Genomic DNA, 26,640 nt, shown 5'->3' with positions numbered 1-26,640 from the left:
GCCGCTGGGGGCGGACCGGTCGGCGGCGGGGCGCGCGCCGGGCGCGGCACCGGCGGGGTCGCGCCGGGGGCCGGGGCCACGCCGGAGACGGCACCCGCGGAGGTCGCGCCGGGGGCCGGGGCGCTCACGCCTCGGCCCTCGCGATCACGTCGGGCAGCCCGGCGGCCTCGGACCGCGCGATCAGGTCGGGCAGTTCGGCGACGGACCCGAGGACGTGGGTCGCGCCGTGCCGGACCAGCTGGTCCTTGCCGTGGGCGCCGGTGAGGACCCCGGCGACGATCCCGGCGCCGGACCGTACACCGCTGAGCATGTCGTAGGCGGTGTCGCCCGCCACCACGGTCCGGCGGACGTCGTCCACGGCCCCGGTGCGCAGGAAGGCGGCCAGCACCATGTCCGGGAAGGGCCGGCCCCGGCCGCCCGCGTCGGCGGGGCACAGGGTGAGCGGGACGAGGTCCTGCCAGCCGAGGGCGGCGAGGATGGCGTCCTGGGTGGTGCGGGCGAAGCCGGTGGTCAGGACGACGGTACGGCCTTCGGCTGCGAGACGTTCGACGGCCTCGCGGGCGCCGGGGAGCGGGGCGACGCGGCCGCCGTCGACGAGTTCCCCGTACGCCTCCTCGAAGGCTTCACTGGCGTACCGCGCCCGGTCCTCGTCACCGAACAGATGCCGGAAGACGGAGATCTTGGACTCGCCCATGGTGGCGCGTACGTAGCTGAGTTGACGAGCGTGCTCGTCGGTTCCGGGGCGCACGCCGAGGCGTTGGGCGGCGGCGGAGAAGGCCTGCTCGACGAGGCCGCCGTCGGCGACGGTGGTCCCGGCCATGTCGAGCACGACGAGGCCGAAGGGGTTGGCGTGCGTGGTGGTCGTTGACGTCATGTGGTTCACCAGCCCAGTTGGTCGGCGGTCGTTTCGGCGATGGCGGGCGAGCACGTCATGCCGCGCCCGCCGGGTCCGGTGACGAGCCAGACCCCGTCGCGCACCTGCTGCCGGTGGACGACGCGTGCGGTGTCGGTGCACTGGGCGTAGACGCCCGCCCAGCGGTGGCGGATGCGCGGCAGCGGGCGGCCGAGGAAGGCCTCGACGACCCGGGTGAGGTGCTCGTACGGCTCCTCGACGGTGTCGAAGGCGAAGGGGTGCTCGTACGCGTGGGTGTCGCCGATGGTCAGCCCTCCGTCGCGGCGCTGGACCATGAGGAGTTGCATGCGGTGCTCGGCGGCGACGGGGTCCTGGGCCTGTCCGGCGTTGAGGGCGTCGAGGGCCTCGCCCCGGTAGGCGGGGTAGTAGCGGAAGCTGTCGGCGTCGGCGACGGAGGTGGGGAGGGGTTCGCCGAGCGGGTCGGTCTGCATCATCTGGAGGCGGACGCGGCGCACGGGCAGCGCGGGACCGGCGAGTTCACGGACGAGCCCGCCGAGCCAGGCGCCGGTGGCGAGGATGACCGCGTCGCCGGTGTGGACGTCCCCGTGGTCGTCGCGCACCGACGCGGTGCCGACGACCTCCCGGACCTCGCGGCCGCCGAGGTAGGTGTACCGCCCGGAGGCCAGCAGCTCCTGCTTGAGGGCGAGTTGGGCGGTGCGGGGCTCGACGGCCGCGTCCCGTTCGCACCACAGGGCGGCGTCGAACGCGCCGCGCAGGGCCGGGTTGACCGCCCGCGCTTCACCGGCGGTGAGCAGCTTGTAGCCGCGCGCCGCCGCGTCGCTCCGGGCGACGGCCGCCTCGGCGACGGCGACCTCGCGTGCGGTACGCAGCGGAGTGAGCGAACCGCAGGCACGGAAGCCGAGCCCGGGCACCCGCTCGCCGATGCGCTCCCACAACTCACGGGCGCGCAGGGCGGTTTCCAGCTCCTCACCACCGGCCCGCCCACTGATCCATATCTGTCCGAAGTTGCGGAGCGACGCCCCGCGCGCCTCGCTCTCGCGCTCGATCTGTACGACCTCGTGGCCGCGGCTGACTGCGTGCCAGGCGTGCATGGTTCCCACCACGCCGGCTCCTACGACGATGACTCTCACGCCGGCCACGCTCCTGGGGGCGGGTGTCCCGGACGCGTCCGGTCGTCGACGGAACGGTGAACGACCCCGCAAGTTTGGACCAGACCCGTTACGTTTCCGTGACCAAAGGGAGGGGTCGCACGGAAGGGAGAGCGAGAGGGGGTGAGGGTCCCTCTCAGCCCTGCGCCCCGCCCCGCAGATGCGCCGAGAAGGAGAACCGGTCGCCCCGGAACAGCGTCCGCACGCGCTCCAGCGGCCGGCCGTCCGTGTCCCGGGAGAGGCGGTGGATCAGGAGCATCGGCAGGGCCGGCGGGGTCCCGATGAGCAGGGCCTCGCGGGGGGTCGCGAGGACGGTCTCGATCCGTTCGTCGGCATCGCCGAAGGTGATCCGGAGGGCGTCGCGGAGGTAGGCGTAGAAGGAGGAGTCCGGGTCGAACCCGGTGTCCAGGTCCGGGACGCGGGCGACGCCGACGAACGTGCTCTCCAGGCCGACGCGCTCGTCGTCGGCGAGCAGTACCCGCTCCAGGTGCCAGACGGGCTCGCCCCGCTCGACGCCGACCTCGGCGGCGAGCGCCTCGGGGCAGGGGAAGCGGTCCAGGCCGATGAGGTTGCGTCCGGGCCGCCGGCCCTGGCGGCGGACGCCCTCGGTGTAGCTGGCGAGCGAGAGCGGCTGCTCCAGCTTGGGCCCGGCGACGACGGTGCCGCGCCCCTGGCGGCGCAGCCGCCCCTCCAGGAGGAGTTCGCGCAGGGCCTGGCGGACGGTCTCGCGCGAGACCTCGTGCAGGTGGGCGAGTTCCCGCTCGGTGGGCAGGAGTCCGCCCTCGCCCAACTCGTCCAGCAGGACCGCGATGCGGGCCTTGACCGCGTAGTACTTCGGGATGCGGCCGTGCTCGGGGATGCCGGAGCGGATCGGTGCGCCAGGTGCCTGGTCGTTCGGGTAGTCCACCGCCCGATGGTGGCAGACGCGGGTGAACGGACCGGAACGGGCCCGCGCCCGCGTGCACCGTCGGGCGTTGCGGCGGTCCGCCGTCCCGGGGGCCCTCCGGCTCAGCCTCCTCGTTGCGGTGGCCCGCCTCCCTCGGGGCTCTTCGGCCCGGCCCCGCGTGGCCACCTGCCGCGCCGGGCCCTCCGGTTCAGCCTCCCCGTTGTGACGTTCCGCCTCCCCGGGGCCCGCCGGCCCAGTCCCCGTGCGGCCGCCTGCCGCGCCGGGCCCTCCGGCTCAGTCCTCCGGTGCGGCGGTCCGCCTCCCCGGGGCCCTCCGACCCGGCCCCCGCGTGGCAGGCCGCGACCCCGCCGCTCTCCGGCTCAGCCCTCGGTGCGGCGGGCCCGGCGGGCGTACCGCAGCAGGGCAGCCCCGGTCAGCAGGAGCGCCCCGGCGGCGGCCCCGGTCCAGGCCGTCGACGCCGTTCCGGTGCGGGCGAGTTCGGGGAGCGGGCGGCCGAGTCCGTCGCGGGCCGGCAGCCCGGGGCCGACCTCGCCGCGATCGCCGTGGCCGTCCTCGCCGTCGCTCCGCTGCCCGGTGTCCGGGCGAGGGCTGGAGGAACCGTCCGGGGCCGGGTCGCGGCCCGTGCCGGGGTCCGTACGGGGGCGCTCGGGCCGTTCGGTGCGGGTGCCGGGAGCGGTGTGCTCCGGATCGGGGCGTTCGGTCCGGGGGCCGTCCGGCTCGCGGATGCCGCCCGTGGCGCCGTCGACGATCACGAAGGGGTAGTCCCGCGACTCCCCCACCCACTCACCGTCCTCGCGCCCGCCGCCCTTGCCCCTGCCCTGGTGGTGGCGCTGGACGACGGCCGCGTGCGCGGTGACCGGGCCGGGTGCGGTGTCGGAGGTGAAGGCCATCCGGACGCGTACGGAGACGGTCGCTCCGGCGGGAACGGTGAATCCGGGGAACGGGTCGCCGAAGACGCCGATCTGCTCGTCGCGATCGGTGCTCTCCCAGGTGACCCGGTGCTCCTTCTCGGGGCTGCCGGATTCGGAGAACTCCAGCTGGATCTGGTCCGACGTCAGCCTGCGGTCGCGGTCGGCGAGCACGAGCACCGGGTGCAGGGCCTGGCAGGACGCGTCGGTGGTGTTGGTGAGGTCGAGGAACCAGGTGCCGTATCCGCCGCCGGAGGCGTACCGGTCCGGGGCGCCCTGGATCCGGGTCTCGATGGGGAAGTCCTTGGCCTTCGGGTCGCCGCACACCGGCAGTTCGTCGTCCGGGCCCGCAGCGCGTCCGGCCGTGGCGCGTGCGTCCGTGGCGGCGGCGCGGGCTAAGGACGCGGAGGCCACCGGTGCGGGCAGGGCGGCGGCCTGCGGACCGCCCAGGAGCGCGGCGGGGACCGTGATCCCGGCGGCCAGCCCGGCGGCGGCCAGTGCACGGGCGTCGCGCAGCCGCGCGGAGGAGGTGGGGGGCATGGAGGACACCCTTCGCTGCTCGCGGACGACCGGTGCCCCCGGCGGGGCCACCGGTGATGGCCTCCGACGGAATCACGCGCGCGCGGACAGGGAGAGTCGACATGCCGACATCATTCATACGATCACCCGACTGCGCTTCACCCGGGCCTCTTCGCCCGGCTCGGCGGCGGCCCGCTCCCCGCCCTCGCCCCTCCCCTTCCTCTCACCCCTCTCGCTCCCCCTTCTCCTCTTGCTCCTCCTTCTCCTCCCCCACCCGACCGAACACCGGCGCGAGCACCAGCTGGGCCGCGCCCTCCGCGACCGGCCGGTCCCCGCCTCCGGCGACCGTGACGGTCACGCCCGCGCCCGCGCCCGCCCCGCCCCGGGCCGCCCGCTCCTCGATCACCGCCCGGACGCCCCGTACGTACGCGCGCTCGTCGGCGGCCACCGTCCGGCCGCCCAGGACCACCCGGTCGATGTCGAGCAGGCCGACCAGGTTCGCCGCGCCCGTGCCCAGCACCCGGGCCGCCTCGTCCCGGTCGCCGCGTGCCTCGGCCGCCAGGCACAGGGCCTCGATGCAGCCGCGCCCGCCGCATCCGCACAGCGGGCCGTCCATCTGGAGGGTCTGGTGCCCGAACTCGCCGGCCCCCGTCCGCGCCCCCCGGTGCACCTCACCGCCGAGGACCAGGCCCGCCCCCAGCCCCGTACCGAGGTGGAGATAGGCGAAGTCCCCGTCGCCGCCCGTGCCGTTGAGGGCGAGGGCGAGGGCGGCGGCGTTGGTGTCCTTGTCCAGGGTGACCGGCAGCCCGGTCCGCTCGGCCAGTGCGGCGCGCAGCGGATAGCCGTCCCACCGGGGGAATCCGGTGACCCGGTGCAGCACACCGCCCCGGTGGTCGAGCGGGCCGGGCACCGCGACGCCCACGCCCAGCACCGGCTTGTGCGGTTCGGCCGCGCTCAGGTCCCGTACGGCGTCGGACGCGTCCGCGAGGACCCGTTCCGCCGGGGCGCCCAGGTCGAGGGGCGCGGTGGTGACCGCGACGGGCCGGCCCGCGAGGTCGACCAGGACGGCGGTGAGGCCGTCGCGGTCCAGGTGCAGACCGACGGCGAACCGGGCGTCGGGCACCAGCCGCAGCACCGTGCGCGGCTTGCCGCCCGTGGAGGGGCGCAGGCCCGCGCCGACGGCCAGCCCGTCCTCGCGCAGCCGGGCGGTGATCTTGCTGACGGCCTGCGGGGTGAGGCCGGTGCCCTCGGCGAGCTCCAGCCGGCTGATGCCCTCCGCCCCGGCCGCCCGCAGCAGGTCCAGCACCAGCGCGGCGTTGTGGTGACGCAGGGCCGGCAGGTTGACCCCGGCCTGGGTCCTGGTCCGGTTCCGGTTCACGGCTCACTCCTCTTCACCGCCCTATTGTGCCGCTCGCTTGCACTTCGGCAACAGCGTTGCTTAAGTGGCCGTATGACCCCCACCGTCTCCGGCGCCCCTCTCCGCGTCGCTCTCGTCGGCTACGGCCTGGCCGGCTCCGTCTTCCACGCTCCGCTGGTCTCCGCGACCGACGGCCTGGTCCTCGACACGGTCGTCACGTCGGACGAGGAGCGGCGGGCCCAGGCCCGTGCCGCGTTCGGCGACGTCCGGTTCGCCGCGTCGCCGGACGAGCTGTGGGGGCGCGCGGACGCGTTGGACCTGGTCGTGATCGCGTCCCCGAACAAGACGCACGTCCCGCTGGCGACCGCCGCGCTGAAGGCCGGCCTCCCCGTCGTCGTGGACAAGCCGATCGCCGGGACCGCCGCCGAGGCGCGTGAGCTCGCGGCCCTCGCCGAGGAGCGCGGGCTGCTGCTCTCGGTCTTCCAGAACCGCCGCTGGGACAACGACTTCCGCACCCTGGCCGCGCTGATCGCCGACGGCGAGCTGGGCGAGGTGCAGCGCTTCGAGTCCCGGTTCGAGCGCTGGCGGCCGCAGCTGAAGGGCGGCTGGCGCGAGTCGGGCGACCCGGACGAGATCGGGGGTCTGCTGTACGACCTGGGCAGCCATGTCGTCGATCAGGCGCTGGTGCTGTTCGGCCCGGCCGTCCAGGTGTACGCCGAGTCCGACGTACGGCGTCCCGGTGCGGCGGCGGACGACGACACGTTCATCGCGATCACGCACGCGAACGGGGTCCGCTCCCATCTGTACGTCAGCGCCACCACGGCCCAGCTCGGCCCGCGCTTCCGGGTGCTCGGCTCGGCGGCGGGCTATGTGAAGTACGGCCTGGACCCGCAGGAGGCGGCCCTGCGCGAGGGGCTGCGCCCGGCGGCCGGCCTGCCGTGGGGCGAGGAGGCGGAGGAGCTGTGGGGCCGCCTCGGCTCCGGCGAGTCCCCGCTGACCGGCGGCGGCACCCCGGTCCGCACGCTGCCCGGCGACTACCCCGCGTACTACGCCGCCGTCGCCGCGGCGCTTCGCGGCACCGGCGACAACCCGGTCACCGCGCTCCAGGCGGCCGCGGCGCTGGACGTCCTGGAAGCCGCCCGCCGCTCGGCGCGCGAAGGCGTCTCGGTCACCCTTCTCCCCCGCCACGACGGACCCCGGCACGACGGACCGCGCCACGAGGGACCGCACCACGAGGCGCCCCGGCACGACACCTCGCACCACGACCGCCCCGGGCACGACGCACCGCACCACGACGCAGAGGAGCGGCACGCATGACCACCCCCTCCCCCACCCTCTCCGAGTTGATCGCCCAGGAGCGCCGGCTCACCCTCCCGCGCTTCTCCCACGACGACGCCTTCGCGCTCGGCAGCCTGCTGGTCGAGCTGGCCCGGGAGCGGCACGCGCCGGTCGCGATCGACATCCGGCGCGGCGCGCAGCAGCTCTTCCACGCGGCGCTGCCGGGTTCGAGTGCGGACAACGACGCGTGGATCGACCGCAAGCGCAAGGTGGTCGAGCGGTACGGCGAGAGCTCGTACCTGGTCGGCACCCGGTTCCGGGCCAGGGGCACGACGTTCGAGGAGTCCTCGCGCCTGGACCCGGACACGTACGCGGCGCACGGCGGTTCGTTCCCGATCGCGGTGAAGGGCGCGGGCGTGATCGGGTCGGTCACGGTCTCCGGCCTGCCGCAGGCCGAGGACCACGCGATGGTGGTCGAGGCGCTGGAGCGGTTCGCGGCGACGCCGGGGGCCTGAGCGCGGGTACGGGAGCGGGGCTACGGGGGCCTGAGCACGGGTACGGGGGCGGGGGCACGGGGGCCTGAGCGCGGGTACGGGGCGGGTGGCGCGGGTACGGGGGCGGGTGGCGCGGGTACGGGGGCGGGCGGCGCGGGTACGGGGACGGGGCGCCGTCACGTACGTCCACGCGTCGGAACGCCACGGCGCCCCCGCCCCTCCTCCCCCGGGCTACGCGTCCTTCAGCTCCTGCCGCTGCCGGCCGAGCCCCTCCACCTCCAGCTCCACCACATCGCCCGCCTTCATATACGGCTTGGGCTCGGGCTGCCCCATGGCGACCCCGGCGGGCGTACCGGTGTTGATGACGTCGCCCGGGTAGAGCGTCATGAAATGGCTGAGGTAGCGGACGACCTCGCCGACCGGGAAGATCTGGTCGGCCGTGGTGCCGTTCTGCTTCAGCTCGCCGTTGACCCACAGGCGCAGCGGCAGGGCCTGCGGGTCGGCCACCTCGTCGGCGGTGACGAGCCAGGGGCCCAGCGGGTTGAACGTCTCGCAGTTCTTGCCCTTGTCCCAGGTGCCGCCGCGCTCGATCTGGAACTCGCGCTCGGAGACGTCGTGGGCGACGGCGTACCCGGCGACATGGGCGAGCCCCTCCTCGGCGGAGCCCAGGTAGCGGGCGGTGCGGCCGATGACGACGGCGAGCTCGACCTCCCAGTCCGTCTTCCGGCTGCCGCGCGGTACGAGGACCGTGTCGTCGGGCCCGACGACGGTGTCGGGCGCCTTGAAGAACAGGATCGGCTCGGCCGGAATCTCCGCACCCGTCTCCGCCGCGTGGTCGTGGTAGTTCAGCCCGATGCACACGATCTTGCCGATGCGCCCCAGCGGCGGGCCGATCCGCAGCCCCGTCGCGTCCAGGGCGGGCAGCACACCGGGGGTCCCGGCGGCCGCCCGTACGCGGGCGAGCTCGGAGGCGTCGGCGAGCAGTTCGCCGTCGATGTCGCGGACGATTCCGGACAGATCACGCAGAGTCCCGTCGCGGTCGAGAAGTGCGGGGCGCTCGGCGCCCGCCGTACCGACTCGAAGCAGCTTCAACGGTCCAACTCCTCTTGATCGAGGTGGAGAGCCCGTCGGCGGGGTGCGGCCGCCGAGGGGCTTGGCTGATCGTCCAAGAGATCGGATCACTCCGCAAGACCGCGTTCACACACTGGACCGGCACATCGGCCGCGCCGATTACGCCGCGGTGGCCATGGCGCCGCCGCCCACCGGCAGGTCGCGGTAGAGCCAGGCCCGCTCGGCCGCGGTCCAGGTGGTCGTAGTGACGACGTAGAGCGCGGCGGCCAGCGGGACGACGGCCACGGTGATCAGGGTGAAGAAGGACAGCAGCGGCATGAGCCTGGTCATCGCGCCCATACCGGGCACGGGCTGTCCGTCGGGGCCGGCGGCGGGCGTCATCGGGTTGGCGGCCATCTGCCGCTTGGTCCGTCCGTAGGTGAACGTGGCGACGGCGGCGACAAGCGCGAAGAGGCCCAGGTAGACCAGCCCCTGCCCGCCGAACGGGCCGCCGTGGGCGAGCGCGTCGTGCCAGCGCCCGCCGAGCGGCGCGCCGAGCAGGTCGTGGCTGAGCAGCGCGTTGGGCTCGCCGCCGATCGAACGGCTGGAGAACAGGTGGTAGAGCAGGAAGAACGCGGGCATCTGGAGCAGGCTCGGCAGGCAGCCGGAGAGCGGCGACACCTTCTCGGCGGCGTGCAGCTCCATGATCGCCTTCTGCATCCGCTCGGGGTTCTTGCCGTGCTTCCTGCGGAGCTCGGCGATCTGCGGCTGGAGCCGGCTGCGGGCCTTCTGCCCGCGTGCGGCGGCCCGGGAGAGCGGGTGGACGGCGAGCCGGACGAGCGCGGTGAACAGGATGATCGCGGCGGCGGTGGACGCGGTCTGGAAGAGCGGCTGGAGCAGGTCGGCGAGGGAGCCGACCAGGCTCGCGAAAGCGGACATGAAGGCGGACATGGGTGAGCCCTCCGGGGGTCTCGTCGTGCCGGGAGGTACCTGCGCAGAAGGCGGCGAGGTACGAGGTGGGGTTGCTCGGCGGCAGGACGACCGGCGCGGGAGAGGTGCCCGTCACGGGCTCCCGACGCGTACGCAGGGTCGCGCGTACGGGACGAGAAGACGTGCGGGTGGGCGGGAACTGCCTACGCGGCGGCCGTCAGGAGGGCGTGCCCGGGTGCCCTGGGCCTGGTGCGCCCCCGGGCGTCGGGGTCGCGTTGCGGGAGGAACGCGGTGCGCCGCTCCCGGTCCCTGATGGCGGTGCGGACCCGGGTGCGGGGCACCGGGGGCGCGCAGCGGGCGCTGATGACGGCGCAGGCGAGGAGGGCGGACCCGGCCGCGGCGGTGGCGGCGAACGCGACGGCGGCGGAGAGGCTGCCGCCCTCGGCGAGGAGGACCTCGGTGAGGAAGAGAAGGAGGAGCCCGGCGGGCCGGAGCAGCCGGGCGAAGGCGCGGCGCAGGGTGTTGGCGTCCCGCACGATGCGCACCTCCCGTTCCTCGAACCGTTCCGCGGTCCCTCGTGCCGTTCCGCGGTCCCTGGTGCCGGCCCGCGGTTCCTCGTACTGATCCGCGGTTCCTCGAACCGTCCCCGCGAGGTGCCGCCCATCGGAGTGAACGGCACTCTTTCGTTATACACGATGATCCGAGCGCCCTCCGGGTTCGCCGGACGGTTGCGGGATCTCCGTTCAGCGGGGGCGCATCGCGGTGAGCTGCCCCCAGACGACGAGCCGGTGGCGGGAGCTGAATTCGGGGGTGCAGGTGGTGAGGGTGAGGTAGTAGCCGGGCTCGCTGTAGCCGACGGAGGTGTGGATGTTGCTGCGCGGCACGGGTGCGATGACCCCGCTGTCGGAGGGCGCGGTCCGGTCGAGGCGTTTGCCGACGGTGTACGTGTAGACCGCGTCGCGGGTCTCGACGGTGATCCGGTCGCCACCGCGCAGCCGGTCGATGCGCCGGAAGGGTTCGCCGTGGGTGTTGCGGTGCCCGGCGAGCGCGAAGTTCCCGGCCTGCCCGGCCTGCGCGGTACGGGTGTAGTGCCCGACGTACCCCCGGTCGAGCACCCCGCCCTTGCTGGTGCCCTCGGCGACGGGGGCGGTGAGCCCGATCCGGGGGATGCGCAGGACGGCGTACGCCTGGTCCCAGCGGGGGGCGGGGGCGCTCGGGCGCGCGGCGGGGACGGGGCGCTGGTCACCGCCCGCTTCCGGTCCGGGGCGCTCCGAGGGCCGGGCCGTCGCCTCCCCCGCAGGAGGCCCGTCACCGCCGTCCGCCTCCGCCGGGTTCGCCGGCGCGTCGGCCGCCCACTCCCGCTGAAGGCTCCGGACGGTGCGCCCGGCGTCGGCGCGGGCCTCGTGGTTGGTCCACCAGAGCTGATGGGCGACGAGGAGGAGCAGGACGACACCGAGGGTCACGACGGCTTCGGCGGACACCCAGAGCCCTCGGGCGAGGAACCGTGGCGCGCCGCGGCGCAGACGGCCGGAGCGGCCGGACCTCCGTACCCGGGCCGGTAGGACGCCAGGGGCGGCTCCGGCTCGCCGCCTCAGCATGGACGTATCCCTCCCGCAAGGGCGCACGGCCCAGACGACCGCACACCACCTCCCACCGGAGCGCACGACGAACCCGCCCGCACACCGCTTCCCGCCACAGCGCACGCCAAGACCACCTGCGCGTCATCGCCCGCCGGAGCGCACGACAAGACCACCCGCACACCACCTCCCGCCGGAGCCCACGGCAGACCCGCCCGCGCGTCACCTCCCGCCGGAGCGCACGGTAAGGGCAAAGGCCGCAACTCTCCAGGCTTCTCCCGCCTCTCCTCCTCCGCCCTCTCCTCCACGCCGTCACCGTCCGGCAGTACCGTGTGGTCCATGCGCCCCGACACTCCTGCCGATCACACGACCGAAGCCGAGCGTCTGCTCCGCACCGCGGCGCAGTACCCCGAGGACCACGAACCGCTGATCCTCCAGGCCGCGGCCCACCTGGAACTCGCGGGCGACCGCGCCCGCGCGAGCACGCTCTACGACGACCTGCTCGCCGCCCCCGAGTCCACCGTCGACAACCCGCACCTGATCAAGGCCCTGAAAGCGGCCAACCTCTGGGAGTACGGGCACGAGGCCGAGGCCCGGGCGATCATCGACGGGATCCGCACGGCGGGCCCGCTGAACGCCGCGCCGTGGCAGGTGGCCGCGGAGACCCTGGAGGCGCACGACGAGCTGGAGTCGGCGCACGACTTCTTCTCGACCGCGCTGACCCTGCTGCTGGCCCCCGGCGAGGAGGTGCCGTACACCACGCAGTCCCTGCTGACCGGCCGCCACCGGGTGCGCCGGCTGATGGGCCTGGAGCACGACGCCTGGGACGAGCTGGCGGGCGAGCTGCACACGGCCGCGGTGCCCCTGGACGAGCTGCACGACCCGAAGCGCCTGTGGTCGCTGGGCTCCTCGGACCCGGTGGAGCTGAAGGCCGAGATCGCCCGCCTGCGCGCGGAACTGGGCACGTACCGCACGGCCCTGTCCCGCCCGTTCCCGGTGGCCGTGCTGCACTGGCCGGAGAACGAACTGCGCGAACTGCTCACCGCGTACCCGGCGTTGACCGAGGAGTACGTGGACCACGCCACCCACCTGAACCGCCTGGAGGCGTCCCTGCGCGACCTCCACGCCACCGGCACCCCGAACCTGGGCATCGTCACGGGCACGGTCCCCTCGTACGAGGCGTTCGCCGCCTCCGAGGCCGCGTCCCCGTCCGACCCGGGCCTCCTCCCCCAGTACGCCACCACCCTCGCCGCCCGAGGCCGCGCCATCCCGTGGCCCCCGTCGCGCACGGCCGCCTGCTGGTGCGGGTCGGGGGAGGCTTACGGGGGGTGCCACGGGGGCTGAGGCCCCTGGTGTACCCCCCTGGCAGGGGCCGCCGCCCACGACTTCCCGGGCGGCGGCCCCTGCTGCTTTTCGCCAGCCATACGGCCCGGCTGTCAGACCTCCTTGATACAACTGCATATGCAGTACGCAGCCAAATGAGGGGGACTCGGGGCATGCCCAACGACTTTCCGGTTGAAGCGCCAGTTGCTGGGCTCTATGAATCACTCATCACGCATCGGCTCGCCGAGCGGATGAAGCAGCTCGACTCCGCGGGCTGGCACTCCATCGAAGCCTCAGTCGGCACAGAGTCGGCACCCCAGGTCCTCTCCCGCCATATCGGTGCCACAGTGCGCCGGGCGCTCCAAGGCCTCTCCCCTGCCGAGCAGGTGATGGCGGCCAATCACATCCTGGAATCGCTCAATACGATCGAGGGCGCGACCGAGTGGGTCGACCTCGTCACCGACGGGCCGCGTCAGCTGTTGGCCGTCGCGGAGCAGGAAGCGCCGGGTGTGTACGCCATACGCCCAGCGACCCCGCTGTCCGAGACGGCTCTCATCACGAACTCTCCCGAAGACCCCAGTCTCGGCTTCGAACTGCGCTCCGAGTTGGCCACCGCCGACCGAGTCGACCTCCTCTGCGCGTTCGTAAAGTGGCACGGACTCCGCGTCTTGGAGAAGTCTCTGTCGTCGGCGCGCGAGCGCGGCATTCCCATCCGCGTACTCACGACGACCTACATCGGCGCTACCGAGCGCCGCGCGCTGGACCGGCTAGTGCGAGACTTCGGCGCCGAGGTGAAGGTCAACTACGAGCTTCGCTCGACCCGCCTTCACGCCAAGGCGTGGCTCTTCCGCCGCGACAGTGGTTTCGACACGGCGTACGTCGGCAGTTCGAACCTCTCCAAAGCCGCCCTCCTCGATGGGCTCGAATGGAACGTCCGGCTCTCCTCCGTTGCGACGCCCTCGGTGATCCGCAAGTTCGAGGCGACCTTCGACGCGTACTGGAGTGAGCCGGCTTTCGAGTCGTACGACCCTGACAGGGATGCCCTGCGGCTGGACGATGCCCTCTCCCGCGCTGGTGGGAGTGGCCGCCCCGGGTCTACGAGCATCAGCCTCTCCGGCCTGGAGGTACGCCCGTACCCGCACCAGCGGGACATGCTCGAACGCCTCGAAGTCGAGCGCACGGTGCACGACCGTCACCGCAATCTTCTCGTCGCGGCAACGGGTACGGGCAAGACCGTAATGGCGGCGCTGGACTACAAGCGTCTGCGGCAGACGCTCGGCCGTGACCCACGCCTGCTCTTCGTAGCGCATCGCAAGGAGATCCTGGAGCAGTCCTTGCGCGTCTACCAGAACGTTCTCATCGATGCGAACTTCGGTGAGTTGCTGTTCAGTGGCGAGATCCCACGCCGATGGACCCACGTGTTCGCCAGCGTCCAGTCGCTCACGACGCAGGCTCTGGACCGTATCGCCCCGGACCACTTCGACGTCATCGTGATCGACGAGTTCCATCACGGCACGTCGCCCACCTATCGCAAGATCGTGAACCACTTCCAGCCCCGGGAGCTCTTGGGGTTGACGGCGACCCCGGAACGTATGGATGGCTTGAACATCCAGGACGAGTTCTTCGACGGTCGCATCGCGGCGGAGATGCGGCTCTGGGAGGCGCTGGAGAACGAACTCCTCAGCCCGTTCCACTATTTCGGCGTCACCGACAACACGGACATGAGCGCTGTCACATGGAAGCGTGGAGCTTACGACTCAACAGCGCTGAGCAATCTGTTCACGGGCAACGACGCACGAGCCCGCCTCGTGGTGCAGGCGGTGAAGGACAAGGTCACCGACCCTGACTCGATGCGTGCCCTGGGGTTCTGCGTGTCGGTCGCGCACGCTCACTTCATGGCCGACTTCTTCCGACGCGCGGGCCTCAACGCAGTCGCCCTGTCTGGTGAGACTCCAGCACATGACCGCAAGGCAGCACTGGATGACCTGCGCTCGGGAGCACTCCAGGTCATCTTCTCCGTCGACCTGTTCAACGAGGGACTCGACATCCCCGACGTCGACACCTTGCTCCTGCTGCGCCCCACCTCCAGTGCCACGGTCTTCCTTCAGCAGTTGGGTCGGGGATTGCGTCGGACAGAGAACAAGGCAGTCCTCACCGTCTTGGACTTCATCGGTCAGCACCGCAAGGAGTTCCGGTTCGAAGAACAGTTCCGCGCTCTGACGAACCTGACGCGCAACCGCCTCCTCGACAGCATCGAGCAGGACTTCCCCCAACTTCCCTCGGGCTGCCAGATCATCCTTGAGACGAAGGCCAAGGACCTGATCATTGACAACATCCGCACGCAGATCGCGGTCAACGTCACGCAGTTGGCCCGCGAGGTCGCTTTCTACGCGCAACCACGCCTTGCGGACTTCCTCAAGGAGAGTGGCCGGGAGCTCAAGGAGCTCTACCGAGGCAAAGAGAATTCATGGACGGGCTTGTTGCGTCGAGCGAAGCTCCTGGACGCGGTCGGCCCTGAGGGCGAGTTGTCCCTCCTCAAGCGAGTCTCGGCCTTCCTGCACGTCGATGACCCGCTGCGGGTTGCGGCGTACAGCAAGTTGCTAGCCGACGACGCTCCCTCCTACGACGACCTGAACGAGCAGGAACAGGGGTACGCCCGCATGTTCTTCTTCTCGCTCTGGCCGTTGGGCGGGGACTTCCCCAGCTACCGAGCCGGGCTGGACTCGCTGCGCCCCCAGCATGCGTTCCGGGACGAGTTGCTTCAGGTGCTCGCGCACGTCCTCCAGCAGGCCGACCACGTTCCGGTGCCACTCCTCGGGGCGCACGCCGCCATCCCGCTGACCATCCACGCTTCGTACAGCCGTGAAGAAATCCTGCCCGCGCTGGGGCAGGCCGCTGTGGATGGCCGCAAGCCCGGGCACTTCCGCGAAGGCGTGATGTGGTGCGAGAACATCCAGACCGATGCCCTGCTCGTCACCCTGGAGAAAGACGAGAAGGACTTCTCCCCCGAGACCCGCTACAAGGACTACGCCCTCAATGACTCCTTGTTCCACTGGGAGTCACAGAACCAGACTTCGGAGACCTCACCCACCGGCGTCCGCTACCAGACCCACAAGGAGAAGGGCACGCACGTCCTGCTCTTCGTACGCCGATACAAGCAGACGGATATCGGTGGGCCTCAGCCGTGGATGCTTTTGGGTCCGGCGGAATACGTCAAGCACACGGGCAGCAACCCGATGGCGATCGTGTGGAAGCTCTTCCATCAGATCCCGGCCGACGTGTTGACATACTCGGCAATCGCCGCTGGCTGACAGCCTCTTGCGTCCCGGCTCCAGCGGGCCACACCCGCTGAGCATTCCACACATCGGGAGTTGGGACGGCAAGCGGGCGGCCACGTTCCGCTGCACGGAGGGACCGCCCCGACAGAGGCCGCCAGGGCTACGGATACGAACTAGAAGCCGCTGCCGCTCTTCACTCCGGCCACGAACGTCCCCCACGCAGAAGACGGGAAAACGAAGGCTCCACGATCACGGTCCTTCGAGTCGCCCACCGCGACAGCTCCGTCCGGTGCCACCTGGTACTCGACACACTGGCCCTGTGTGTCGCCGCTGTAGGACGACTTGATCCATGCTTCGGTCGGGAGATCGTGCCGCATCATCGTGAGCCTCTTACTCGTTCTCAAGATCCCGCGCAACGCGTGAGATCACATCCATGGACTGTCGCGAAGATAGAGCGGCTGCACGTAGCTGGTCAAAGGCACTGCGGTAGTTCTCCACAGCCCCCGTCTCTTCGAGGTACAGGCCGCCGTCGAGATTGTCGAGACCGACGACGTCCAGCTCCATCGGGTCCGGATACGAGTACACGGTGAACGGACCGTCCATGCCTACGTACGCGCCCTGCGAGTAGGGGATCACCTGTACCGCGATGCCAGGGCGGTCGGACACCTCGACGAGGTTGCGTAGCTGCGCAGCAGTCACGGCAGGACCACCCACCTGACGATGAAGCACCGACTCGTCCAGTATGCAGAGGTATTGAGGCGCATCATCTCGATCAAAGATCGCCTGCCGGGCCAGGCGAAGGTCGACAAGCGTCCGCACTTCCTCATCGCTCATCCGCTTGCTCCCTGTACCGCGGATGACCGCCTCGGCGTACGCGTCGGTCTGAAGCAGGCCAGGGACCACCACACTCTGGTAGGCGTAGATCCGGACGGCGTCCGACTCCAGCGTGAGTCGCTCTTGGAAGTCTGGTTTGAGCTTGTCCGAGTGCTGCGACCACCAGCCCTTCTGCTTGCTCTGCCGCTGAAGGGCGAGCAGCGCTTCCCTCATGGGCGGATCAACCTGGTACATGTCGAGCAGGGTCTTCAGCTCCAGGGGCCGCAGCCCTTGCCGCCCGTTCTCGATGCGACTCATCTTCGTCTTGTCGCCGTCGACGGTCTCACCGGCCTGTTGAAGGCTGATGCCGGACTCCTCCCGAAGCCTGCGCAGTTCAGACCCGAGCCGCTTCTTTCGCACCTTCGGTTCAGGATGTGCCACCCGTCGCTCCCCTCCTTCTCCGCGGACCAGTGTGCCGCATGAGCCCGTTCAGGGTTTCGTCATATGCCTGTTGAGTTTTCCAATGCTAAAAAATCTCAACGTTGCACTTAATCGTGTTGCACACAGTCGCCAGTTGGGTGCAGTCTGTTGAGAAGCAGCAGCCGACAGCCCGACTGGTCATGAACGCGGCTTGGTGACGGAGCTACATGGCTGCGCTCAGTCCCCGCACGGGTGTTCGCGAACTGAACTCGCCACCCATGTGTGCACATCAAGAGCGCTACGCGCCTGGGCACAGGAGATCGTGATGACTCACCAACCGGTCAACAGTCCACCGGAGATGGCTGGCAATACGGCAGCCGAAGGATTACCTCAGGATGCGATCAGCGCGGAGCTCGACGTACGCCGCGCACTTGCGTTCCGGTTGGGTACGACGACCCGTTCAACGCTGGACGAGGCAGTCTCTTTGCTACGTGGCAGGATCGTCACCTTCGCAGACGAAGTCTTCGCCGTGGAAGCAGACCTGACCTCGTCCGATCGCAGCTTCCGACTCGAAGTAACCCACCTCGTCGACAACCCGCCGCGCCGAGCTGCCTACTCTCACGAGGTATACGCGCACGTCCGCGCTCAGGCACGTGTACTGCGGAAACTCATCGCCATGAGGGGGCAGCCCGAGGAGTCGTCTGCCGATGCAGCCGCAGATCGACCTCCGCTCCCCGTTCGGCCCCGACCCAGCCGCGCGCCAGAGTTCACCGAGCGCACCGGAACGTACGTGGTGCCTACCGGACTCGCTTCACCCTTCCCGGAGGGGGACGGATGAGTGAACGGGCCCGGCAGATCGCGTACGTCATCTGCCTCGCCGCCATCGGCTCATCGATCGTGGCGGCGGTGTGGTTCGAGCGTTGACGTCGTCGGCGTACGTACCAACAGACCCCGTTCGCAGGCCACCTCGGGTCCGCCTCAGCTTGCGCAAAGCTCGGGCGAGCCCGCCACAAACCCCCGCCCGGCTGTCTCCATGGACGGTCGGCAGCCGGGCGGGTGCAGGAGCACGACGGTGCGGAGACCGAATCTCCGCGACATCAGCACCGGAAGGAACTTTCCCATGGACGGGAACCTCTACGCCCTGTCGGCCCCCACGGCCGACGCCTTCGCCGACTTCTGCGGGGGCAACGCGGGCGGCCCCCACGAGACCTGTGTGAGCCTCGCCGCGATCCCCGGCACCGAGGCCTCCTTCGTGGTCCGCGACAGCAAGCCCGAGGGCGCGGGCAAGGAGCTGCGCTTCACCGGGAGCGAGCTCGACGACTTCGCCACCGGGTGGGTCAGGACCCGGGGCCTGAGCCTCTAGTCTGGCCCCCTTCCTGAGCACGAAGCACCACGTAAAGGGCCGGACCGGACATGCTCCGGGCCGGCCCGTCTCCCCCAACGAAGGGCGCAGATGACCTGGTCAGGACACTGGCACGGATACGGTCCGTGGACCGGCAGCAGGGACGCCTACGGCCAGGAGGCCCTACGCCGTCCGGGTGCGGAACTGAACTCCGAACAGACCCGCGCGTTCGTCGCCTCGACGCTGCCGCCCCTCATGACCGGGCATTGGCTCCTGCGGCGGGACCAGACCGCGGTGGAGCGCACCTGGACCCGTGTGGTGGGCGCCGTCACCTGGCTGAAGAGCACGTACGAGGCGAATCCCCCCGCCGACCGGGACGACGGCGGCCGGGCCCACATCGCCCTTGAGGGCAAGATCGAGTACGCGATGGACGCTCTCCCCCGGGGCGTTGACGTCTGCTGGGTCCACTACACGAAGTCCCAGAGCCTGATCTCCTTCTCGGTGGTCTGCTGCCTCAGCCACCACCATCCGGGGCTGCCCTGCCCTCTTCCGCCCGCCTGACCGAGAGGAATGCAGGTCCTGGCCCGGGGCAGCGCCACCCTCGCCCAGCGCCCCCCCCCGGCTGTGACTGGGTACCCACGTTGCGGGACCGGTCAGCGGCAGCCTCGGCGCCCGCATACGCGAAGCCCCGGTTCCCCACCAAGCCGTCACGGGCACCGAGGAAGCCACTGACGATCACGTGACACCGCGCTCGCCCCGTAGCGGCGGACGCCCTCCGGCCTCTCGCGCGGCGGCCCGGTCATCCGGGGCAGCCCCGGTCCAGCACAGGGGGGTGAGCCCGGGGTGCCGCTGTTCGTGCGGGCGCCCGGCCGTGCCGGTCGGCGCACCGCCTCGGGCCTGTCGGCGGAGACCGTTCACTCGGCCGGGGCGCCCACGGCCCCGTCGGCGCCCACCACTTCCTCGGCATCCACCGCGCCCTCGGCGTCCTCCGCCTCCCAGCGCAGCAGGTCCCCAGGCTGGCACGTCAGTACCTCGCAGAGCGCGGCGAGCGTCGAGAAGCGCACCGCCTTCGCGCGGCCGTTCTTGAGTACCGCGAGGTTGGCAGGGGTGATCCCCACGCGGTCCGCGAGTTCACCCACGGACATCTTCCGCCGGGCCAGCATCACGTCGATGTCGACGACGATCGGCATCAGATCACCTCGTCCAACTCGGCCTGCATCTCCGTCGCCTCGACGTCACGGGCGACGGCCTGGGCGAGCAGCGTCCGCAGGACGAGCACGATCAGCGCGACTCCCAGGATGGCCAGGCCCACCCCGCCCATGATGAGGGTGACACCCGGGTCGTCCCGCTGGCCGGGTGCGTTGACGGCCGTGACCGCGAACCATACGAGAGCGGCCGCGACGATCGCGCCGATGATGGCGTCCACGTACCGGAAGGCGGCGTGGGAGAACACGGTGCCGCGGCGCACCATCGTCACCAGTCGCCAGACGCAGACCATGGCGACCTGGGCCGTCCCGATGCCCAGGATCGTGATCACGCGCAGCGGGGTCAGCGGGAGCGAACCGTCCTCCGGGTCGTTCCCGCTGATCAGCGCCCACGCCATGAAGGCCTGCACGAACACGGTGCCGGCAAGCACCACCACGAGCACGGCGCGCAGCGCCCGCACGGTCAGCTTTCCCATGACCTCTCCCTGTCCCATCGACCCACGATGGGAATCTATCGAATTTCGATAGTTCAGGCAACGGTGGGACGAAGATCGGGGGCGGGATCTCTTCTACTCCGGCGGCCTTGCCCGCCATCCGCCCGTTCGGAGAAGCCGGCGGATCGTGTCCGGGGGAAGTGCCGCGTTCGCCGCCGCATGGTGGGCCAACTCCTCGTCGTCGAGGAGTGCCGCCAGCCGGGGCTGCGGAAGGTTCGGGTGGCGGGCCGCCGCGGCCCTCACGGCAGGGTCCGGGTCCTCGGTGAGCCGGGCCACGGTTGTCGGCCCGGTTTCGGGGGCGCGAGCGGTCAAGGCCCGGACCTCAGGGTCCTCGTGGTCGGCGAAGACGGCCAGTCCCTCGGTGGGGAAGTTCGGCCGGGTGGTGAGGTGGCTGCGCTCGGGGCCGGTGTACTCGATGAAGCTGCGCAGCAGCAGTGACGCGGGGGCGTCCGGGTGGTTCTGTGCCAGCAGGACGCGTACGCCGAGGTCGTCGTCCGAGGCCAGGCGTGCGACGAGGTCCGGTGGCAGCACATGGTCACTGGCCGCCCGCCGGCGCAGCAGCGGGTGGCGGGAGAGCGCGTCGCGCCGGACGGCCCTTGGATCCCGGGGCGCCTCCGGCGCAGGGCAGTGGACGAAGAAGTGGTCCATGGGGACCTGGTAGTCGATCCGGGCCCGTTCCTCCTCGCTCAGCGCGGGGTGGAGGGACACGGCCAGCCGGACGTCAGGGTCGGGGTCCGTCATGAGCGTGCGGCGCTCGGCGGGGCCGAGATCCGCGCGTTCCGCGATCCGGGCCCGTACCTCCGGGTCCGGATCGGCAGCGAGGAGGACCACCGTGTCGGGAGGAAGCGTGGGGTTGACGGCGATCATCGCCTTGTCCTCCTCGCCCACGGGCCGCGCGAGGACGCCCTCCACCACAGCCCGGGTGAGGGGGCGGTGGAGCAGTAGGTCGGTACGGCCGTGGCACGGTCGGTCAGGAAGCGCGCTCTCCACCCACGCCGGGTCCTCGTACCGGACGTGTTGCTGAGCCGCTTCCCGGACCCCTGCGTCCGGGTCGGCGAGGAGGGCGGCTCGGGTGTCCGGGGCCAGTGACCTCCACTCGCCGACCCCCCAGTGCCGAACGTCCGCCACGGGATGGGTGGGCATGGAGCGACGCAGCCCGGCGGAGATCTGCTGGTAGAAGAAGCCGCCCAGGAGCTCGTTGTCGTAGGTGCTGATCATGTGGACGACAGCCTCGTCGGGCAGCGGCCTGGGCCGGGCCGGGCCGGCAACCCGCGGCCCATCAGCCAAGTGGGCGCGGACGAACCACTCGGGATCGTCCACGAGCCGAACGCGCTGGGCCGGATCGACATGGGGGTTGCGGGCGAAGAAGCTGCGGGTGCGGGTGTCAGGGTGCTGGATCACGGCGTCGACGACGGCGTCGGGCAGGGCCCTGTCCCGGCAGAGCACCATCCGTGCGGCGAGCGGAGCGTCGGAGAGCAGCCGCAGCAGGACGTCCTCCGGCGCGGCCGGGTTGAGCGCCAGCCCGGCGAGCCGACGGGTCAGGAGATCAGCGTCCGCCCAGATCTGCTCAGGCGCTGCCATGCCCGGTACCCCCAAGGTGTCGCCCCGTCTCGTGAAGACATGATCCACCACTCTCTCCGCCGTGCACAGCCGCACGTCTGGGCACGGCGTCGAGGATCGGTCATCGGCCATCGGTCATCGGTCATCGGTCATCGGCGTCGCGTGTGATCGGCGGGGGACGGGGGTATGCAGACTTCCCACATGGGGTGTCCCGACAACGCTTACCCCAAAGGGGGTTAGGTGAGGACTCCGAGGACTGCACACTGCGGGGAAGACCCCGCACAGTCCGCAGGAAGCAGCCCGAAGCCTATGATCCGCCGCCTTCGGGATTCGGGATTCCTCGCTCCGTCCTTCACCGCCACCTCTACCGTCGGCACCAACCGCCGGCAACGGTCCCCGTGGTCAGCGGTGGTCGGACATGCCTCATCTCCCCTGCCCCGACCCGCTCCCGCCCTGCCCCCGCCCCTGCCCCCGCGCAGCACGGCCCCTGCTCGCGTGCGGTCCATCACCCACCAGTGGAAGCGAGTTGCCATGACCGACGATGAGCAGCCGATTCCGGGACCGGCCCCGGAGGACATGTTGTGGGACGTCTCGATCCTTGTGCAGAACCCGGACGACGGACGCCAGATCTCGACCACCGAACAGCTCACCGACCGGCTGCGCGATCGGCTGGACGACGTCCGTCAGGGGGTCCGCGCCGGTACGGCGGCCGCGCTGGCGAGCATCCGCGATCTGCCGAGCGCGTCCGGGTGGTCGGCGCAGGAGGTCGAGGTCGAGTTCTCGCTGACCCTCCAGGCGGAGGCGGGGGTCGTCATATCCAAGATCGGCGGAGAGGCCGCGCTGGGCATCACCGTGCGGTTCGCCCGGTCGGCCGGCGAGCAGCAGGAGGCCTGAGTGCAAGGCAGAGTCGTCATCAACCGGAACAGGCGCGGTGAGGCCCAGGGCAGCGGAGTGGTCATCGCGCAGCGCAGGGCCGTCACCGCAGCCCACGTCGTCAAGCACTACGCCCCCGAGGACATCGTGCTGCGCCTTGAGGGAGGCGCCGGGGACATCGGCGTGGTCCAGGTCGAGTCGGACCAGGAGCTCGACATCGCGATCCTGCACCTGGCCGCGGACACACCGGCCGTCTCGCCCGTCACCACGCTCGCCGACGGGGAACGCTGGCGGGTCTCGCTCCCCGTCACCACCACCGACCCGCAACTCACGGGGCGGGTCTCCTCTGCCGGTCGGCCGTACCGCACACGCAGCGGCGACGGCAACATCTTCGCGATGCAGCTCCACGTCAACGAGACGATCAAGGACTACAGCTCGTATTCGGGCAGCGCGGTCCTGCTCGACGGTGGGCAGGGGCGGGTCGCTGGAATCCTCGTCGAGCAGCAGTTGATCCGGTACCGGGGCGGCGGCACGAGCCGTCCGGCGGCCAACGTCCTCTACGCCGTCCCGATGGTGGCCGTCCTCCTGCGCTTCAACATCCTCGTACCGTCGGGACGAGTACCGGAACCGGGCGGGACGCCGACCGAGTACGACGTTCTGGACCAGGCGACCAACCTCTTCCGGCAGGCCGCCGAAACCGTGGAGATGCCGGCACTGCCGCCCCGGGAGGCCATCGTCCAGGCCGCGGTGGCCCTCCAGGATGCCGAGGCCTTCATGCGCGGCCAGAACTGGGACCCGCGCGTTCTCCTGGTGCCGCATCTGACCTCGGCACAGTGGTACGGAGTGCTCAGGAGCTACCAGGACGAGAAATGGTCCGCGCTGTCCCCCATCCTCGCCGCGGTGAACTCACTGGTGCGGGACGGCAAGGAGGACGGCACCGCGCGTTGGCGTATGTGGGTCGTCTCCGGACGGGAGACCACCCCCTTCACCGGGTTGGCCATCTCCGGGACCCGGGTGTACAACCAGCGGCTCGCGGACGCCCTGACCCGCTGCCAGCGCATCCCCGGCGTGGTCAACAAGCGCACGGACCAGGGGGGCATCGCACGCGGCGTGAGCCCCAGCGTGGGCGCGTACCTGACTCTCCAGTGGGCACGTCTGCATTACGGGGAAGGGCCGGTGGACTTCGGCTCCCCGACGCTCCTCAGGCCCGAGCCCCGGCGCACCCTCCTCTACGGCACGCGCCATCTGTTGGCCAAGTTCGACTCAGGAGAACGGTCCTACACCGTCGGCGAGGGCGACTTCCTCGATCGCACGTACTACATCGACGCCAGAGTGACCATCTTCGAGTCGACCCCGGGCTACCGGCGCTTCGGCATCCGTCCAGCCGTTCCCGGTACGGCACTGGAGTCGGCGCCGACTGACCGGCCGAACGATTGACAGCGAGGGCACGCCGACACAGACAGCACAGACGGCACAGCTGAATCGATCTGGCCACCTCGGGCTGTCCGGCAACTGATCCCTCCCGTCCACTCGTCCTACGGAGCAGGGCCGAGTGGACGGAAAGACATGGTGGAGCGAGCAGGAAGCGGTGCGGGGCCGGCGGAGACGGCGGTGGTGCCGGGGGCGGGGGGTCGGCGGCGGGGGTGGGTGATCGCCGGGGTTGCCGCCGTGCTGGGCGGAGTGCTGGGGTTCCATCGGCTCGTCCCCAACTGGCCCGGACGGATCGGGAGTCTGGTGGAGTCCTTTCTGCCGTGGGGTGGCGTCCTCGTCGTCGTTCTGCTGGTCCTCGCCCTCGTCCGGCGGTCCGCCGTCGCCCTCGTCGCCCTGCTGCTGCCGGTGGGCGTGTGGGTGGACACCTTCGGCGGGCTGCTCCTGCCCGGGGAGGAGCACGGCGGGCGGGAGCTCGTCGTCGTGCAGCACAACGCCAGCGACGAGAACCGGGATCCCGCCGGGACCGCCCGCGCGCTGATCGGCTCCGGGGCCGACCTCGTCGCGCTGGAGGAGCTGGTGGATCCGCAGGTGGCGGTGTACGAGAAGAGCCTCGCCGCCGACTACCCGCATCACGTCGTCCGGGGCACCGTCGGGCTCTGGTCCAAACACCCGCTCAGCGGCGAGCGGATCGTGGACATCAAGCCCCCGGGCGTCGAGGAGGGGTGGAGTCGCGGCGTGCGCGCCGTGGTCCACTCCCCGGACGGGGATCTCGCCGCGTACGTCGCCCATCTGCCCTCCGTGCGGGTGGGGTTGGGCGGACTCGCGTCCCAGCGGCGCGATGAGAGCGCCACGTTGCTGGGGCGCGCCATCGCGGACGAGAGCGTCGGGACGGTGATTCTGCTCGGCGATCTCAACGGGACCGTCGAGGACCGGGGTTTGCGACCTCTCACCTCACAACTGAGCTTCGCAGAGAGCGGGTTCGCCTTCAGCTTTCCCGCCGCCTTCCCGGTGGCCCGGATCGACCAGGTCATGGCCCGTTCCGCCACCGTGGGCCGCATCCGCACCCTGCCCGCCACCGGCAGCGACCATCTGCCCGTCGTCGCCCGCGTCGCCCTGGAGTGAGCCGCCCCGGAGCGAGCCGCCTTGAAGTGAGTCGCCCCGGAGTGAACGGCTCGCGGCCCGCAGCTCGTCCGCCTTCCGTACGGCCGCCACGCGTTGCCGCCAGGTCATGTCCTCGGGGAACTCGTACGTGTCCGTGTCGACCATCCAGCTCGCGTACGCCGTCGCCCTGCGGCAGTCCGCGCACTCCTCCTCGTCGCCCAGCGGGCGGAAGACATGCTCCTCCCCCGGGCCCGTGCACGCGATCAGCTCCCTGACCGGGGGCGGCGGAGGCGGAGCCGGCAGCGGGACCACCGGCGCCACCCGGGCCACCGCGACAACCGGGGTCACCGGGACCACCGGGCACTTCTGGATCAGGCGATGGCGCAGGAAGCCGACCGCCGAGCGGACCCCGCCCTCCGGCGGGTCGGCCAGGAGTGCCTGGCGCAGGTCCCCTTCCGGCAGGCCGCCCTCCAGCCACTTCACGGCCTCCACCGCCAGCGCCCTCGCCTCCCTGACGCCCAGCAGCAGATCCCGGCGCGCGTGGCGCAGGGACAGCAGCAGGCCTTCGGCCTTGGCCAGTTGGCTGGTGGGATGCGGGGCCGGTGCCCCCGCCTGTCGAGGATCCGGGGCCGCTCCGGCCGAAGTTCCCGTCGGCTCGGGAGCCGCCTCGGCCGGGGCCCTCTCCGGTTCGGGGTCCGGCCCCGCCCCCACCGGACCCGGGTCCAGGTCCGGCTCAGGGTCCAGATCCGGGGCCGCCACCCGCGTCCGCCCGCGCCCCGCTTCGGAGGGTGGGTGGGGAGTGGTCCTATCACCGTGGTCTTCCTCGGGTTGATAGCCACCGACCGACCGAGGAGTCGGTGCACCGACGGTCGGATACCGCACACCCGGAGAGCGTCCCGCGTCCGGCTCCAGGTCCGCCCAGACCGCCCTGGCCTCCGCGTCCGTCAGCGGCGTGTTCGTGAACAGCTGGGCCGTCCTCCAGAGCCCGTCCTCCCGCTGGGTCCGCCACTCATGCACGTAACCCTGCTCCACCAGGTGCTTCTTGGCCTGCTGGTACGGGCGGCCCTTGATGTCCAGCTTCAGCGCCATCTCGCCGAGCGGGCGGTTCGTGGCGGAGCCCGGGAGGCCCTGGACGTACAGGATGAGGATCTTGGCGTCGCTGTTCATCCGCCGGTCGCGTACGACCCTGTGTGACGCCTTCGTCCAGCCCGAAGAGGGCGCGATAACATGACGCAGCATTTCTGGTGGGTCCGATCCACTGGGGGTGTAGGCCCTCGGGTGGTGTTCGCGCACCTCCGGGGGCCGCCCTTTGCGCGCGAGCGCGCACTGAGCGTGATGACCTCGTCACCGTATCCCACGGTTCTGACGCGTCGCCAGATCGAAGATCAGTTCGCCTGACCACCCTCGCGACGCCGTCCGTAGCATTCCCCCATGATTGCTCTGGTCGTCACCATCACCCTCGCCTTCGTCGGGTACGTCGCGGCCTACCTCATACGAGATCACGGCCGCCCGATGGGCGCAGGGGCGGTTCGACCAGCACCAGTCCGTCGTGCCCTTCCCGAGCCAGGACCTCGCCGACTACGCGCGGGAGGGGTTCACCGCGCTGAAGGCGGAGCAGAGCCGGCTGCTGGGGCGGCGGCGCACCGCCTGAGGTCCTCCGCTTGAAGCCCTCCACGCCTTGCACACGCTCTCATCACAATTCCGCTTCGCTTCCCGCATGACCCTGCTGCGCGCCCGTACGCGCTGCGAACATCGGCT

General features: G+C 71.3%; 23 protein-coding genes. 9 read left to right on the top strand and 14 right to left on the bottom strand.

Going from position 1 to position 26,640, the window contains the following annotated elements; all coding sequences use genetic code 11:
- Positions 1-124 precede the first annotated feature (124 nt).
- From KME66_RS22455 to KME66_RS22435, 5 genes are all read right to left on the bottom strand, one after another.
- Positions 125-874 (bottom strand): phosphonatase-like hydrolase, encoded by a 750-nt coding sequence (locus KME66_RS22455; protein ID WP_216325242.1) that lies wholly within the window; start codon positions 872-874, stop codon positions 125-127.
- A 5-nt stretch (positions 875-879) separates the two neighbouring features.
- Positions 880-2,004 carry a TIGR03364 family FAD-dependent oxidoreductase gene (locus KME66_RS22450; protein ID WP_216325240.1) on the bottom strand — a complete coding sequence of 375 codons (1,125 nt, stop codon included), beginning with the start codon at positions 2,002-2,004 and terminating at the stop codon, positions 880-882.
- A 154-nt stretch (positions 2,005-2,158) separates the two neighbouring features.
- Entirely contained in the window at positions 2,159-2,929 is a 771-nt protein-coding gene (locus KME66_RS22445; protein WP_216325238.1) for a GntR family transcriptional regulator, read from the bottom strand.
- Between the two features lie 359 nt (positions 2,930-3,288).
- A complete protein-coding gene (locus tag KME66_RS22440; protein ID WP_216325236.1) occupies positions 3,289-4,377 on the bottom strand; it encodes a peptidase in 1,089 nt (362 codons plus the stop codon).
- 202 nt (positions 4,378-4,579) lie between these two features.
- Positions 4,580-5,734 carry an ROK family transcriptional regulator gene (locus KME66_RS22435; protein WP_216325234.1) on the bottom strand — a complete coding sequence of 385 codons (1,155 nt, stop codon included), beginning with the start codon at positions 5,732-5,734 and terminating at the stop codon, positions 4,580-4,582.
- A 72-nt stretch (positions 5,735-5,806) separates the two neighbouring features.
- On the opposite strand from KME66_RS22435, the gene KME66_RS22430 reads away from it, so the two are divergent.
- Both KME66_RS22430 and KME66_RS22425 read left to right on the top strand, forming a co-directional pair.
- Positions 5,807-7,030, top strand: coding sequence for a Gfo/Idh/MocA family oxidoreductase (locus KME66_RS22430; protein ID WP_253208446.1), 1,224 nt, complete (start codon positions 5,807-5,809; stop codon positions 7,028-7,030).
- Positions 7,027-7,506, top strand: a complete 480-nt coding sequence (locus tag KME66_RS22425) for a heme-degrading domain-containing protein (protein WP_073216090.1) — start codon at positions 7,027-7,029, stop codon at positions 7,504-7,506. The genes KME66_RS22430 and KME66_RS22425 overlap by 4 nt, the downstream gene beginning before the upstream one ends.
- A gap of 210 nt (positions 7,507-7,716) precedes the next feature.
- Here KME66_RS22425 and KME66_RS22420 read toward each other — a convergent pair whose 3' ends face one another.
- From KME66_RS22420 to KME66_RS22405, 4 genes are all read right to left on the bottom strand, one after another.
- Positions 7,717-8,577, bottom strand: coding sequence for a fumarylacetoacetate hydrolase family protein (locus tag KME66_RS22420; protein ID WP_216325232.1), 861 nt, complete (start codon positions 8,575-8,577; stop codon positions 7,717-7,719).
- A 138-nt stretch (positions 8,578-8,715) separates the two neighbouring features.
- Positions 8,716-9,486 carry a YidC/Oxa1 family membrane protein insertase gene (locus tag KME66_RS22415; protein ID WP_073216086.1) on the bottom strand — a complete coding sequence of 257 codons (771 nt, stop codon included), beginning with the start codon at positions 9,484-9,486 and terminating at the stop codon, positions 8,716-8,718.
- Positions 9,487-9,668: 182 nt separating this feature from the next.
- On the bottom strand, positions 9,669-10,001 hold the full coding sequence (locus KME66_RS22410; RefSeq protein ID WP_073217056.1) for a DUF6412 domain-containing protein: 333 nt from the start codon (positions 9,999-10,001) through the stop codon (positions 9,669-9,671).
- Between the two features lie 207 nt (positions 10,002-10,208).
- On the bottom strand, positions 10,209-10,946 hold the full coding sequence (locus tag KME66_RS22405) for a class E sortase (RefSeq protein ID WP_253208445.1): 738 nt from the start codon (positions 10,944-10,946) through the stop codon (positions 10,209-10,211).
- A 435-nt stretch (positions 10,947-11,381) separates the two neighbouring features.
- On the opposite strand from KME66_RS22405, the gene KME66_RS22400 reads away from it, so the two are divergent.
- The gene (locus KME66_RS22400; RefSeq protein ID WP_216325228.1) at positions 11,382-12,386 is read left to right on the top strand and encodes an SEC-C domain-containing protein; all 1,005 of its coding nucleotides are present in this window, start codon (positions 11,382-11,384) and stop codon (positions 12,384-12,386) included.
- A gap of 152 nt (positions 12,387-12,538) precedes the next feature.
- Positions 12,539-15,676 (top strand): DUF3427 domain-containing protein, encoded by a 3,138-nt coding sequence (locus KME66_RS22395; RefSeq protein WP_216325225.1) that lies wholly within the window; start codon positions 12,539-12,541, stop codon positions 15,674-15,676.
- A gap of 140 nt (positions 15,677-15,816) precedes the next feature.
- Here KME66_RS22395 and KME66_RS22390 read toward each other — a convergent pair whose 3' ends face one another.
- Together KME66_RS22390 and KME66_RS22385 are read right to left on the bottom strand one after the other, a co-directional pair.
- A complete protein-coding gene (locus tag KME66_RS22390; RefSeq protein ID WP_216325222.1) occupies positions 15,817-16,023 on the bottom strand; it encodes a DUF397 domain-containing protein in 207 nt (68 codons plus the stop codon).
- Positions 16,024-16,033: 10 nt separating this feature from the next.
- Positions 16,034-16,897 carry a helix-turn-helix transcriptional regulator gene (locus tag KME66_RS22385; protein WP_216325219.1) on the bottom strand — a complete coding sequence of 288 codons (864 nt, stop codon included), beginning with the start codon at positions 16,895-16,897 and terminating at the stop codon, positions 16,034-16,036.
- 1,099 nt (positions 16,898-17,996) lie between these two features.
- Here KME66_RS22385 and KME66_RS22380 point away from each other — a divergent pair.
- Together KME66_RS22380 and KME66_RS22375 are read left to right on the top strand one after the other, a co-directional pair.
- Positions 17,997-18,239 carry a DUF397 domain-containing protein gene (locus tag KME66_RS22380; protein ID WP_216325216.1) on the top strand — a complete coding sequence of 81 codons (243 nt, stop codon included), beginning with the start codon at positions 17,997-17,999 and terminating at the stop codon, positions 18,237-18,239.
- A 90-nt stretch (positions 18,240-18,329) separates the two neighbouring features.
- Positions 18,330-18,779 carry a hypothetical protein gene (locus tag KME66_RS22375; protein WP_216325213.1) on the top strand — a complete coding sequence of 150 codons (450 nt, stop codon included), beginning with the start codon at positions 18,330-18,332 and terminating at the stop codon, positions 18,777-18,779.
- A 353-nt stretch (positions 18,780-19,132) separates the two neighbouring features.
- Here the strand turns inward: KME66_RS22375 and KME66_RS22370 are convergent, their stop codons facing one another.
- The 3 genes from KME66_RS22370 to KME66_RS22360 form a co-directional block, all read right to left on the bottom strand.
- A complete protein-coding gene (locus KME66_RS22370; protein ID WP_073216027.1) occupies positions 19,133-19,408 on the bottom strand; it encodes a helix-turn-helix transcriptional regulator in 276 nt (91 codons plus the stop codon).
- Positions 19,408-19,899 carry a DUF2975 domain-containing protein gene (locus KME66_RS22365; RefSeq protein ID WP_073216024.1) on the bottom strand — a complete coding sequence of 164 codons (492 nt, stop codon included), beginning with the start codon at positions 19,897-19,899 and terminating at the stop codon, positions 19,408-19,410. Before KME66_RS22365 ends, KME66_RS22370 begins: the two co-directional genes overlap by 1 nt.
- 93 nt (positions 19,900-19,992) lie before the next feature.
- Complete coding sequence (locus tag KME66_RS22360; RefSeq protein ID WP_216325209.1) at positions 19,993-21,498, bottom strand: hypothetical protein; 1,506 nt, start codon at positions 21,496-21,498, stop codon at positions 19,993-19,995.
- A gap of 510 nt (positions 21,499-22,008) precedes the next feature.
- Between KME66_RS22360 and KME66_RS22355 the strand changes: the two genes are divergently transcribed.
- The 3 genes from KME66_RS22355 to KME66_RS22345 all read left to right on the top strand — a co-directional run bounded on the left by KME66_RS22355 (position 22,009) and on the right by KME66_RS22345 (position 24,903).
- A complete protein-coding gene (locus KME66_RS22355; protein ID WP_216325206.1) occupies positions 22,009-22,371 on the top strand; it encodes a CU044_2847 family protein in 363 nt (120 codons plus the stop codon).
- Positions 22,372-23,787: a serine protease gene (locus tag KME66_RS22350; protein ID WP_216325205.1), complete on the top strand. Its 1,416-nt coding sequence runs from the start codon at positions 22,372-22,374 to the stop codon at positions 23,785-23,787. It begins immediately after the preceding gene.
- A 210-nt stretch (positions 23,788-23,997) separates the two neighbouring features.
- Positions 23,998-24,903, top strand: coding sequence for an endonuclease/exonuclease/phosphatase family protein (locus KME66_RS22345; protein WP_216329554.1), 906 nt, complete (start codon positions 23,998-24,000; stop codon positions 24,901-24,903).
- The last annotated feature ends 1,737 nt before the right edge of the window (positions 24,904-26,640 follow it).

Origin of the sequence: Streptomyces sp. YPW6 (genome assembly GCF_018866325.1) — a bacterium.
Lineage (GTDB): Bacteria > Actinomycetota > Actinomycetes > Streptomycetales > Streptomycetaceae > Streptomyces.
Note: the sequence above shows the minus strand (reverse complement) of the source record. Positions and strands in the feature narration are given on the sequence as shown.

Coding starts and splice junctions, on each gene's coding strand:
- KME66_RS22365 (WP_073216024.1), bottom strand. CDS start 19,899: ATGGGAAAGCTGACCGTGCGGGCGCTGCGCGCCGTGCTCGTGGTGGTG.
- KME66_RS22415 (WP_073216086.1), bottom strand. CDS start 9,486: ATGTCCGCCTTCATGTCCGCTTTCGCGAGCCTGGTCGGCTCCCTCGCC.
- KME66_RS22370 (WP_073216027.1), bottom strand. CDS start 19,408: ATGCCGATCGTCGTCGACATCGACGTGATGCTGGCCCGGCGGAAGATG.
- KME66_RS22380 (WP_216325216.1), top strand. CDS start 17,997: ATGGACGGGAACCTCTACGCCCTGTCGGCCCCCACGGCCGACGCCTTC.
- KME66_RS22425 (WP_073216090.1), top strand. CDS start 7,027: ATGACCACCCCCTCCCCCACCCTCTCCGAGTTGATCGCCCAGGAGCGC.
- KME66_RS22375 (WP_216325213.1), top strand. CDS start 18,330: ATGACCTGGTCAGGACACTGGCACGGATACGGTCCGTGGACCGGCAGC.
- KME66_RS22360 (WP_216325209.1), bottom strand. CDS start 21,498: ATGGCAGCGCCTGAGCAGATCTGGGCGGACGCTGATCTCCTGACCCGT.
- KME66_RS22355 (WP_216325206.1), top strand. CDS start 22,009: ATGACCGACGATGAGCAGCCGATTCCGGGACCGGCCCCGGAGGACATG.
- KME66_RS22395 (WP_216325225.1), top strand. CDS start 12,539: ATGCCCAACGACTTTCCGGTTGAAGCGCCAGTTGCTGGGCTCTATGAA.
- KME66_RS22390 (WP_216325222.1), bottom strand. CDS start 16,023: ATGATGCGGCACGATCTCCCGACCGAAGCATGGATCAAGTCGTCCTAC.
- KME66_RS22430 (WP_253208446.1), top strand. CDS start 5,807: ATGACCCCCACCGTCTCCGGCGCCCCTCTCCGCGTCGCTCTCGTCGGC.
- KME66_RS22440 (WP_216325236.1), bottom strand. CDS start 4,377: ATGCCCCCCACCTCCTCCGCGCGGCTGCGCGACGCCCGTGCACTGGCC.
- KME66_RS22455 (WP_216325242.1), bottom strand. CDS start 874: ATGACGTCAACGACCACCACGCACGCCAACCCCTTCGGCCTCGTCGTG.
- KME66_RS22400 (WP_216325228.1), top strand. CDS start 11,382: ATGCGCCCCGACACTCCTGCCGATCACACGACCGAAGCCGAGCGTCTG.